11 protein-coding genes are annotated in these 11,440 nt (G+C 57.7%); 9 read left to right on the top strand and 2 right to left on the bottom strand.

Annotated elements, in window-relative coordinates; translation table 11 throughout:
- The first annotated feature begins 38 nt into the window (after positions 1 to 38).
- The 6 genes from PSH79_RS18305 (at position 39) to PSH79_RS18280 (ending at position 6,954) form a co-directional block, all read left to right on the top strand.
- Positions 39 to 1,121 (top strand): glycosyltransferase, encoded by a 1,083-nt coding sequence (locus tag PSH79_RS18305; protein ID WP_370872517.1) that lies wholly within the window; start codon positions 39 to 41, stop codon positions 1,119 to 1,121.
- Positions 1,122 to 1,136: 15 nt separating this feature from the next.
- A complete protein-coding gene (locus PSH79_RS18300) occupies positions 1,137 to 2,249 on the top strand; it encodes a polysaccharide pyruvyl transferase family protein (RefSeq protein ID WP_305438852.1) in 1,113 nt (370 codons plus the stop codon).
- A complete protein-coding gene (locus tag PSH79_RS18295; RefSeq protein ID WP_305438850.1) occupies positions 2,246 to 3,478 on the top strand; it encodes a phosphoribosylaminoimidazole carboxylase in 1,233 nt (410 codons plus the stop codon). Before PSH79_RS18300 ends, PSH79_RS18295 begins: the two co-directional genes overlap by 4 nt.
- Positions 3,469 to 4,572 (top strand): hypothetical protein, encoded by a 1,104-nt coding sequence (locus PSH79_RS18290; RefSeq protein ID WP_305438849.1) that lies wholly within the window; start codon positions 3,469 to 3,471, stop codon positions 4,570 to 4,572. The genes PSH79_RS18295 and PSH79_RS18290 overlap by 10 nt, the downstream gene beginning before the upstream one ends.
- A 12-nt stretch (positions 4,573 to 4,584) precedes the next feature.
- Entirely contained in the window at positions 4,585 to 5,622 is a 1,038-nt protein-coding gene (locus PSH79_RS18285; protein ID WP_305438848.1) for an acyltransferase family protein, read from the top strand.
- Positions 5,623 to 5,817: 195 nt separating this feature from the next.
- Positions 5,818 to 6,954, top strand: a complete 1,137-nt coding sequence (locus tag PSH79_RS18280) for a GDSL-type esterase/lipase family protein (RefSeq protein ID WP_305438846.1) — start codon at positions 5,818 to 5,820, stop codon at positions 6,952 to 6,954.
- Between the two features lie 117 nt (positions 6,955 to 7,071).
- Here PSH79_RS18280 and PSH79_RS18275 read toward each other — a convergent pair whose 3' ends face one another.
- Both PSH79_RS18275 and galU read right to left on the bottom strand, forming a co-directional pair.
- Positions 7,072 to 7,476, bottom strand: a complete 405-nt coding sequence (locus tag PSH79_RS18275) for a mannose-1-phosphate guanylyltransferase (RefSeq protein WP_305438844.1) — start codon at positions 7,474 to 7,476, stop codon at positions 7,072 to 7,074.
- Between the two features lie 47 nt (positions 7,477 to 7,523).
- Positions 7,524 to 8,357, bottom strand: a complete 834-nt coding sequence (galU, locus tag PSH79_RS18270; RefSeq protein WP_187677555.1) for a UTP--glucose-1-phosphate uridylyltransferase GalU — start codon at positions 8,355 to 8,357, stop codon at positions 7,524 to 7,526.
- 391 nt (positions 8,358 to 8,748) lie between these two features.
- Here galU and galE point away from each other — a divergent pair, with 391 nt between their 5' ends.
- The 3 genes from galE to PSH79_RS18255 all read left to right on the top strand — a co-directional run bounded on the left by galE (position 8,749) and on the right by PSH79_RS18255 (position 11,438).
- Positions 8,749 to 9,765 carry a UDP-glucose 4-epimerase GalE gene (gene galE, locus PSH79_RS18265; protein WP_305438842.1) on the top strand — a complete coding sequence of 339 codons (1,017 nt, stop codon included), beginning with the start codon at positions 8,749 to 8,751 and terminating at the stop codon, positions 9,763 to 9,765.
- Between the two features lie 231 nt (positions 9,766 to 9,996).
- Positions 9,997 to 10,233, top strand: coding sequence for a hypothetical protein (locus tag PSH79_RS18260; protein WP_016775457.1), 237 nt, complete (start codon positions 9,997 to 9,999; stop codon positions 10,231 to 10,233).
- Positions 10,234 to 10,376: 143 nt separating this feature from the next.
- Positions 10,377 to 11,438, top strand: a complete 1,062-nt coding sequence (locus tag PSH79_RS18255) for a polysaccharide biosynthesis/export family protein (protein ID WP_262410293.1) — start codon at positions 10,377 to 10,379, stop codon at positions 11,436 to 11,438.
- Positions 11,439 to 11,440: the final 2 nt, after the last annotated feature.

Here is an 11,440-nt window from a genome sequence, read left to right as displayed (position 1 = left end):
GTTTCAGCGGTTGTCCTTACTTTTGAAGCGGGTGAATTGTGAAGAAAATACTGCACGTGGCTGAAACGATAAAAGGTGGCGTCGCGACGGTGATCCGCACGATTTCAACGTCCCCCGAAGACGACGCTGCCAACTATCAACTGGTTTATCTGGTCCCGCAGGATCAGGAAAAAGAGCTGCACGGCATCGCGCCGCAGCAGATCCGCACCTTCGCCCGAACCGGGCGGAATGTGCCGTCGCTGCTGCGTTTCGCCTGGCGCATGACCCAGGTGATGCTCAAGGAAAAACCCGATGTGGTGCATTTGCACAGCACTTTTTCCGGGGTGATTGGGCGTTGCGTTTGTGTGCTGCTGCGACCGTGGCGCAAGCCGAAAATCGTCTACTGCCCGCACGCCTTTTCGTTCCTGATGGAGAGTTCGCCGACCAAGCAGAAAGTCTATGCGTGGATCGAGCGGGTGTTGCAGAAGGTCACCGACGTGATCATTTGCGTCAGCCAGTACGAACTCGATAAAGCCGCGCGGTTCGGCATCGAGCGCAAGCGCATGAAGCTGATCTACAACGGCATTCATCACCGGGACGACGCGGCGAAAATCCACAATCCAGAGCCGATTCACCTGCTGTTTGTCGGTCGTCTCGACTATCAAAAAGGCTTCGACGTGTTGCTCAAGGCCTACGCCAAGGTGCAGCGCAACGATCTGAAACTGACCGTGGTGGGTAGCGCTGTCAACGAGGATGCGGTCGAGTGCCCACCGATGGACTCGGTTGAATACTTGCCGTGGGTTACGCCGAGTGAAGTGCACGCGCTGTATCAAAAGGCCGATGCGCTGATCGTCCCGAGTCGTTGGGAAGGCTTTGCCATGGTGCCACTGGAAGGCATGGCCATGGGGCTGCCGGTGATTGCCAGCAATTGCACGTCGTTGCCTGAACTGGTCACCGATGAAGTGTCCGGTTACGTCTTTCCCTCAGGTGACCACCAGGCACTCGCCGACGTGCTTTCGAAAATCCAGAAGCCAAGGTTGCTCGACCTCGGCAACGAAGGTCGCAGCATCGTCCGCGAGCGTTTCAGCGCCGCGTTGATGATTCGCCAGACCTACGATCTGTATCGCGCTCCCTCTTATTAAGTAGAACTCAAGCTTATGAACGTAACGATTTTGCATGGCTACAGTGCGTCCAACTCCGGTGACGGCCTGCTCGTCGATCTGGCCATTGCCCTGGTGCAGCGCAACTTTGGTGATGACACCGCGATCAGTGTCGTGGCTTCCGATCCCGAGTCCTTCAGCTATTTGCCGCACCCGCGTTTTGACGCGCCGGTGATGGCGGCCAAGGGGCTGGGACGGGTCAAGCAAGCCGTGTTTCTCAATCAGTCCTACGCGGGCCTCGCCGATCTGTTGAAAAAAACCGATCTGATCGTCGGCGTTGGCGGCGGCTACATGCGTTCGAAAAGCGCTTTTGAACACATCAAGCTGAAACTGGGTCACGCCAAGCAACTGGAAACCGCGATCCTCAGCAAGGTGCCGTCGGTGTACCTGCCGCAAAGCATCGGCCCATTCCACGGCGAGAGCAGCAAGATCGTCGAACACTATGCCAGCGCCGATGCGGTGTTCGTGCGTGACAATCGTTCCTCGGCGATTTTCGATGCCTGTGAAAACGTCTACCGTGCGCCGGATCTGGCCGTGCAGTCGCTTGCCAGCAAGATCCTTCAGCAACCCAAGTTCACCCGCTGCGCTTCGTCGCCAGCCACGGTGTGCGTGGTGCTGCGCAAGCCGCCGGAGTGGAGCAAGGAAAAGAAAGTCGCCTACGTCGCCAATCTGAAGTTGCTGCTGCAACGCCTGAAGAACAAAAGCAAAGTCGTCTGCGCCGTGCAAAGCGCCGTACGGGGTAACGATGACGGCGCGTTCTATCGCGAACTGGGCATCACCGAAGACCTGCTGTCGTTGAAGGCCACAATTGCCAAATATCAACCGGACCTGGTGATTTCCGTGCGTCTGCACGGCGCTATTGAATCGCTGCTGTCGGGCGTGCCGGCGTACCACATCAGCTATGAGCGCAAAGGCTTTGGCGCCTATCAGGACATGGGCGTCGAGGACTGGGTGATCAACGGCGGCGACATCGATGTCGACACCATCATCAACACGGTTTACGCACCGAACGCACTGTCGAACTTCGGCAAGCGCCTGACCGACACCTGCCGCGAGATCGAGGCAAAAACCGTGGCCATGGACGACATCATCAAAGGGATCGTTCGATGATATTTCGGCTACTGCTTCGCGGCGGTGCATTGGGCGCGAAGTTTTTGCTGGTGCTGGCCATCACCCATTTCCTCGGTTATGAGGCGTTGGGCTTTTACGGCGTGGTGGTTGCCGCGTCGTTGATCGCGTCGAAGTTCTACAGCGTCGGTTTCAGTTCCGAGATCAATCGGTTGATCAGCGTTGGCGGCAGTTCACGCCGGGTTGTCGACAAGGTTTTGCTGCTGTACCTGGCGGTGGGGCTGGTGTTGTCGCTGGTGACCGTGGGGATTTACTCACTGTTCCAGCAGGTTGATGCGCCCATCGCGCTGGTCACTTGCGTGACGCTGGTGTTGCTCACCGAACACCTGTCGTTCGAAATCAACTCGTTTGTGTTTTCCGCGCAGAAAGCCACGGCGGGCGCATTACTGTTCTTTATCAAGACCGGTCTGTGGGCGCTGTTGGCCGTAGGCGGGATGATGCTCGGCTGGGTGTCGGGAATTGCCAGTGTTTTGTGGCTGTGGGTGGTTGCCAACGTGTTGGTGATCATCGCCGGCTACCTGATCGTGGTGAACGTTCATCACGGGCGAGAGCCCGGAACACTGGCCACGGCGGCTGTGTGGAAGGCCGGGTTGCCTTTCTATTTCGGCACCGGGTTGATCGCATTGAGTCAGTACGCCGAGCGCTTTCTGATCGCCGACCTCGAACCCTACGCCAACCTCGGTAAATACGTGTACGCGTGGTCGGCGGCCAACACCTTGCAAGCGTTGTCTTACGCGGTGGTAGCGGTGGTCGGCATTCCGCTGCTGGCCAAGCGTTTTCAGGCTGAGCAGCAGCCGTTCACGGTCAAGCAACTGTTCGTGAACAAATGGGTTGCACGTTCGCTGGTGGTATCCGCTGCCGTGGCGGTGGCGATTTACCTGTTCTTCAACATCGTGCTCGATTACGTCGCCACCAGCGTGCCGCGTCCGGACAACGCGTTGCTTGCCGTACTGATCTTCTCCTTCGCCCTGCGCGCCATTGGTGACATCGTCTGGGGCGGATTGATTGCCTCGAAAAACAGTCGCGTCTCACTCGCCAGTGCGGCGTTGTGCTTGCTGGTTTCAGTGCCGGTCAGCTATGTGCTGATCAAGCACTATTCGATCTATGGCGCGGCCTGGGGCAACGTCTTCGCGATCATTGTGCAACTCGGCGTGATTGCTCTGTTGACCCGCGTGACCGGCACGAAAAAGGCTGCCGTGTCATGGGCCTGAAGCTGCCGTGCATCGAGTTTCGTGGCAAGAAACTCGATTCGTACGTCTCGTTCCTGATCCTCTTCACCGGGCTGTTTCTATCGGTGGCCATGCCGCTGTTGGTCCCGCGTGCTCCCGGGCCGGATGCCATGACGTTATGGTCGTCTTACGCCCGCGCCGACAACTGCAATTTCTGGAACCCGTTCTCGCCGGATCGCTCGTCCTACGAGTGTTCGGCGTTCCTGTTGCGGCCCACCGGGATCAACCTGACCAATGCCTGGGCCTACGGCATGTTCTGCAACTTTTTCCTCACGGCGATTCCGGTGGTGGTGTTCCGGCGCATGCCGCTGGCGATCTTCGGCACCCTGTGTCTGTGGGGCATTGTTCGCTCGTTTTTCCTTGAGAACCTGACCAAGGAAATCATTGTGTCGGTGGCGGTGTTGAGCATTTTGCTCAGCTCGTTGACGCGCAAATATCGCGGCGGTTTCTTCCTCTCGGCGGTGATCTACGGCGTGCTGATCCGGCCTTACTGGATTCTGTTTTCGCTGTCCTGGGTCGGCGTCTGCGTGATGAAGAAGTACGTCTCGCGGTTCACCTTCTTCCTGATGCTGTTCCTGTTTTACCTGGCGGTGGCCATGGCGATCCAGGTGGCGCTCGGGTTTCCGGTGTCGTCGATTCGCGCCAGCAACAACGAACTGCGCACGGCGGGGGAGGAGGGCTCGAAATCGTTGATCGTGTCCTGGCTCAGCGGCAGTGACTTTGTCTCGCAAGCGCTGGACTCGATGATCATCTTCTTCCGGCTGTCGTTCCCGGTGGAGCTGATCCTGCTGTCGGGGCCGGGTCAGGTGATCTTCGTGGCGTTGATGATCATGACCGCGTTGCTGCTGTTCAAAGTCATCACCTCGACCGATTACAAAGGCGCGCCCATCCAGACAAAACCCAAGGAACTGATCGCGATTCCGCTGGCGTTTTTGCTGGTGCAAGGCTTGTTCGAGCCGGACTTCGGCTCTTTCGCCCGACACTTCTCGATGGTGGTGCCAGTCCTGTTTGTGGGTCTGGGATTGATGCTGCGGGCGAACAAACCGGTGCAGGTTGAATCAAGAATTCTGAATTGAGGCAGGTGCTTTATGTCGAGCAAGAAAAAGTCCCTGGAGATCGAAACCCTGCGTGGCCTGGCGTGCCTGCTGTTGGTGCTCTATCACGTCATCGGCCCGTTGGGCGGTGGTTTGAAGATCGATCTGGGTTCGCCGTTCCGGGTGATCGCCGACTCGATGGTGTACGTGCGCATGCCGCTGTTCACCTTCATATCCGGGTACATCTATTCGATCTACAAAATCCGCGGAAATGACTTTTCGACGTTCTTTTCCGGCAAGGTGCGGCGGTTGATCGTGCCGCTGTTTTGCGTGGGCGTGCCGTTCTCCGTATTGCAAGCGGTGGGGCCGGGAGTGAACAAGGACGTCGGTGTGATCGACGCATTGTTGTCGTTCTGGGTGCCGATCAACCACTTCTGGTTCTTGCAGGCGGTGTTCATCATTTTCATGTTCGTCGGCCTGCTGGAATGGCGCGGTCTGCTGCGCTCGGCGACGCGTTTGTATTTGCTGTTTGCCTTTGCCGCCGTGGTGTTTTTGCTGCCGCCGTTCAAGTTCGATGCGTTCGGTATCAACGGCGCGATCTACCTGCTGCCGTTTTTTGTGGCAGGGATGATTGGGCAGGAAAATGTCGAGGCGTTGAAGCAACGGTTCAAGGTGATCGGGCCGCTGGTGTTTGTGCTGATCTCGCTGACGCTGCTGTATGTGGCGGCGATTGATCGCGAGGCGATTGTCGATCGCCGTAGTCTGATCGGTCTGATCGTGGGTTGTGTGTCGTGCATCGCGCTGCTATCCAGTGACATGCGTTCGAAGGCGCTGACTTGGCTCGGTGGCTATTCCTACGCGATCTTCCTGTTTCATGTGTTGTTCGCGGCCACATCGCGGTTTGTGCTGGGGCGGTTGGGCGTGAAGGATGAGAGCCTGCTGGTGTTCGGGGGTGTGGCCTGCGGCTTGCTCGGGCCGGTGCTGTTGTCGATGATTTTCAGTCGGTTCAACTTCACCTCCGTGCTGTTCCTCGGTGAGCGCGCGGCAAGCAAAAAACCGCCGGCGACCATCGCACCGGTGGCGCAAACCTGAGTCGTCGGAACACAAGTCCCCTGTAAGCGCTGCGGCACGCTGCGATCTTTTGATCTTGATTGTAAAAAACAAGGTCAAAAGATCGCAGCCTCGTTTCACTCGACAGCTCCTACAGAGGACTGGTGAACGCCACAGATCCAATGTGGGACCGAGCCTGCTCGCGAAGGGGCTCAAACAGACTGAAGGAATTTATGCATGTTGGCAGTTGATGACGCTCAGCCCGTTGCAGCGTCGGTGGTCGAGGTGGGGGATGCGCGCGAGCGCTTTGCCCAGTGGCGTGAAGGCAAGGCCGGCAAGGTGTTGGCGGTCTCGGTGATCGGCGACAGCTACAGCGCCGGGCAGGATTTCTATCTGAACAAACTGGTGCAGCGTGTGGCCGGGGAGGTGGGGTTCGCCGGTTCCGGCTACGTCGGCTTCAACCATGGCGCGGCACTGGGCGGCACCCATTTCAAATACACCCGCAGCAGCGAAAAGTACTTTGGTGGTGGCTGGGATGTCTCCGGCCTCGGCCAGGCCAGCCCCGACAGCCGCACGGTGACGGGGCGTCCCGGCGCCTGGTTGCAGATCGATGCCAACCCGACACCCAGGATCAACACGGCAGTCACTCAGGCGAAATTGCTCTATCTCGGCAATGGCGAATCCAGTGAGCTGCGCTATCGCTGGACGCCATCGGAAGACTGGAAGCCGTTGACGCTTGCCGGTTCCGGCGTTCAGGAAGTGCCATTGCCGGGCACGCGGACAGCCGCGGATTGGGCGTTCAAACTGGAAGTGGTGAAAGGCGCGCCGACGCTGTTCGGCGTGTGGATGAGTAATGATCAAAACGGTGTGCGGGTGTCGAAACTGGCGGCGTCCGGCGCGGCATCTGCTGACTTCTATCACAAGGATCCGCACTGGCAGATGCAGTGGAAAGCCGCCGTGTCGAAAATTCCCGCTGACGTTTATCTGATTATGCTCGGTGGCAACGATCAGGGCTTTGGGGTGAAACCCGAGGTGTATCTGCAGAACGTTCAGGGTCTGGTGGGAATGATCCGCGAGATCCAGCCGAAGGCGAGCATCAACCTGATCATGCGGCAAGACACCACGCGCTCCAGTGCCTATCCGATGTCGGCGTATGCGCAGGTTCTGCAACCCTGGGCGCATGAGCAGCACCTGGGTTACGCCAACCTGCAATGCGCCTTTGGCACCGACGTCAAACGCTATGCGGCCGCGATGATTGGTCCGGACAAGATTCATCCCGTCCCGGCTACGGGTGGAAAGGTGATTGCCGATTATTTCTATGGCTGGATCGTGGGTGGCCACACAGGCAATTGCGACACCCCCAAACCCCTGTAGGAGCTGCCGAAGGCTGCGATCTTTTGATCTTGAAAAACAAAATCAAAAGATCGCAGCCATCGACATCTCCTACAGAGGGGGGCGTGAATGATTCGAATGCGTCACTGGATACGTGAGTCAGGCGAAGGCGTCGACCTGATCGAGTAATTCCGTGAGCTTCTGCGGCATCAACCGCGTATCACATCGGGTTTCCACATTGATGATGATCGCCGGGTCGTTGCAGCAAATGCGCACGCGAAAGCGCCAGTCGGTGAAAATCACTTTCAGGCCATCGCGGTCGTCGATTTCCAGCGCCTGTTCGCCGTAAAGCGTTTTCAGATGGGCGAGCAGGGGATAGGGATCGGCCATCGGCCGGCGAATATCGCCGGACGAAGGAAACATGCCGATGCGCTCCACCAACAGGATGGTGCCCAGCCAGGACTCGTTGGCGCTGGGCAACGGCTGATGGCGTGACAGCCAACTCACCACCCCGAGGTTGCCCACCTCGCGTTCAATCTCTACGGAATGTTGTGCAATGTTCATGGTGACCTGCCTGAAGTGAAGAGTGGGCGTCGGGTGTTGGAGCCGTCTCAGCGGCCCTTGAGGTACACGTTTTCGTAGCAGAAGTTGGTCGCTTGCAGATATCCCTCGGCATCGCCGCAGTCGAAGCGCAGGCCCTTGAACTTGTAGGCCAGCACGCAACCGTTCTGCGCCTGTTTCATCAGCGCGTCGGTGATCTGGATCTCGCCACCCTTGCCCGGTTGGGTGTCGGCGATCAGGTCGAAAATGTCCGGGGTCAGGATGTAGCGGCCGATGATCGCCAGGTTGGACGGGGCGTCCTGTGGCGCCGGTTTTTCCACCATGTTGTTGACCCGGTAGATGCCGTCGGAAATCAGCTCGCCAGCGATCACACCGTACTTGTGCGTCTGGTCGGCCGGGACTTCCTGGATGGCGACGATCGAGCAGCGGAATTTCTTGTACAGCTGGATCATTTGCGCGAGAACGCCGTCACCTTCCAGGTTCAGGCACAGGTCATCGGCCAGCACTACGGCGAAGGGTTCGTCGCCGATCAATGGGCGACCGCTGAGAATGGCGTGGCCCAGGCCCTTCATTTCTACCTGGCGGGTGTAGGAGAACGTGCAGGTGTCGATCAGCTCACGGGTGCCAGCGAGAAACTTCTCTTTCTCGGTGCCGCGAATCTGGTGTTCCAGTTCATAGCTGATGTCGAAATGGTCTTCCAGCGCACGCTTGCCCCGGCCTGTGACGATTGCCATGTGTTGCAGGCCGGCGTCCCGAGCTTCTTCAACGGCGTACTCGATCAACGGTTTGTTGACGATCGGCAGCATCTCTTTCGGCATTGCTTTGGTGGCCGGCAAGAAACGCGTGCCGTAGCCGGCAGCGGGGAACAAACATTTACGAATCATAAAAGTATCCTGGACAGTCATGGAACACAGGCGTCGGTTGCGAGCCATAACGAATGGCTGCAAGTTTCAATGAGTATTGAAGGCTTACTTTAATACCTGAGTCAGGTTATTAATGGCAAACAGTGGAGGCAGTAAAACACGACAATGTTATGCGATGTCGGTTAGAGCGCTATTAGTTATTTTTAGTCGGTATCTGTTGATAGTGATGAGTGCACTTGCAGTGCTAATAAGTACCGGGCAATACAGTGTGACCTGCAAAAATAAATATTGCCAGTCATTGAACTAGTTTTGTTTTCGGTTGTTGTCGGCTTGTTTGTGTGGATTACGACACATCTCCACAACAACAGGCTTGACACGCTACTTGGCACTTATCCAATTACGGACCCGCGCTATGAAGATTCTGGTAACCGGTGGCGCCGGCTATATCGGCTCGCACACCACACTTGCTTTGCTTGAAGCAGGTTATGAAGTTGTCGTGCTGGATAATCTCTGCAACAGCAGCGACGCGGCATTGCATGCGGTGGAAGCCATCTGTGGCAAGAGCGCGCTGATGATTCGCGGTGATGTCTGCGACCGGGCGCTGCTTGACCGGATTTTCCAGGAGCATGCCATCGAGGCTGTGCTGCACTTCGCCGGGCTCAAAGCCGTCGGCGAGAGTGTGCGCAAGCCGCTGGCGTATTACGAAACCAACGTCAGTGGCAGCATCACGCTGTGTCAGGCGATGGCGGCGGCCGGGGTGTTCCGGCTGGTTTTCAGCTCTTCGGCGACGGTTTACGGCGAGCCTGAGCAGATGCCGATCCGCGAGGATTTCCCGACCGGCAATCCGACCAATCCCTACGGCCAATCCAAGCTGATTGTCGAAAACGTCCTGCGTGACCTGTGCCAGTCCGAACCGCGCTGGAGCATCGCCTTGCTGCGTTACTTCAACCCGATCGGCGCGCATCAGAGCGGTCAGATGGGCGAAGACCCGAACGGCATCCCCAATAATCTGGTGCCTTATATCAGCCAGGTCGCGGTGGGCAGCCTGCAAGAACTGTCGATTTTCGGCAACGATTACCCGACGGTCGACGGCACCGGCGTGCGTGACTACATCCACGTCGTGGACCTGGCGGACGGCCACCTGAAGGCTTTGCAGTCGATCACTGACCGCACAGGCATTCACACCTGGAACCTCGGTACCGGCGATGGCTACAGCGTGTTGCAAGTACTGCGCGCCTTCGAGCAGGCCTGCGGGCAGCCCGTGCCGTATCGAATGATGCCGCGTCGTTCGGGGGATATTGCCGAAAGTTGGGCCGACGCTTCAAAAGCAGAGCAAGAGTTGGGCTGGAAAGCCACGCGTAGTTTGCAGGACATGGTCACCGATACTTGGCGCTGGCAATCGAACCATCCCAAGGGTTATCTCGGCTGATGTCGTTTTGATGCGAAATGTTAGTTTCGGTCAGGTGTTAGATATCGTCGGGAAAATACGCTGGAAATGCCTTTTGCAAGTCCGTAGATATAAACCTGCCGTTCGACTTTTATCAGTTGGGTAAGACTGTGAAAGAACAACGGATCTTGTTCGCATTTTTCGCGGACTTGAACTCTACCACCTCTAACACCAATCGGTTTTTAACAGATTGAATGTTAGAAAGGAGTTGATATGAAGAAAGTGATGGCAGTTGCCCTGTTGACGATGTTGAGCAACTGGGCTGCCGCAGCTGAAGCACCGCTGACGGCGGTGACCAATGTAGGTGGCAGTGTGGCGGCTTCTCAAGCGCCAGCAGCCAGTACTGCAATGGTTGCCAGTGCAGTAGCGGCGTCCAACAGCGGTGGCAGTGCCAACGGCGGTACCACCGGCACCACAGGTACCACCGGTACAACCGGCACGCATAACTAACAGAAGTTTTGTTAGTGCAGTACAGGGTCGCCCGACGTAAGTCGGGTGACTTCTTTTTTAGATTCGCCCTTGAATAGCGTAGTGCCATTATGACTCGTAGTTTTTCTCTTTTAATGTTGGCAAGTCTCGCTTTACAAGGTTGCATGTTTTCCCCGGGCCAATACCTGAGCACCAGTGACATCACCCGCCAAGGGGCCAGTGAAAGCAGCCGGGTCGAGCTGATCCCGATCACCCCCAAGCTGATTTCCACCACCCGCGCCACGCACAAGCGTGAGTCGCTGCCGGCGGAGCTGTTGGCGACCCCGGCCGAGTACCGCATCGGTAACAACGATGTCTTGTACATCACGGTCTGGGATCACCCTGAGCTGACAGCCCCGTCCGGCGCGCAACAACAGATCGATGCCAACGGCCGGCTGGTGCGCTCCGACGGCACGCTGTATTACCCGTTCATCAAGGAAGTCCAGGCCGCCGGCCGGACTATCCAGCAACTGCGCGCGGACATCGAACAACGGCTGTCGGCGTTCATCGCCGAACCGCAGGTAGATGTCGCGGTACTGCGTTTCGCCAGTCAGAAAGTCGTGGTCACCGGCGCGGTGGCCAAGGGCGGCCCGCAAGCGATTTCGACCAACCCGCTGAGCGTGGTCGAGGCCCTCGGTTCCGCCGGTATCGATACCAACAATGCTGACTTGTCCGGTCTGACGCTGACGCGCAACGGCCGGGTTTATCCGCTGAATCTCGACTCGCTCAATCAGCAGGATTCCGAGTTGCAGGGCGTCTACCTCAAGGGTGGCGACCAGTTGTATCTGCCGTATAACGACAACAAGCGCATTTACGTCATGGGCGAGGTCAACCAGCCGCGCGCATTGAGCTTCAAGACCGCCACCATGAACCTGTCGGATGTGCTCGGCTCGGTGGGCGGCTTGAGCCAGACCACCTCCAACGGCAACGCGGTGTACGTCATTCGTGGCGTGGAAAATCTCGACGTGGAGCCGGCGAAGATCTACCAGTTGAACGCTGAATCGCCGACCGCCATGGCGCTCGCCACGCACTTCGAAGTGCGGCCCCAGGACGTTGTCTACGTCGGACCTGCCAACGTGACGCGCTGGAACCGCTTCATCAGCCAATTGGTGCCGTCGGCGTCGATTGTCGGGACCGGGGCTTCCGCTGCGAAGAACTGGAGCGAATACAGTAACAACAGCAAATAAGG

The sequence above is a fragment of the Pseudomonas sp. FP2196 genome, from assembly GCF_030687715.1.
Taxonomy (GTDB): Bacteria; Pseudomonadota; Gammaproteobacteria; order Pseudomonadales; family Pseudomonadaceae; genus Aquipseudomonas.
This window is presented reverse-complemented; position numbering and strand designations above follow the sequence as displayed.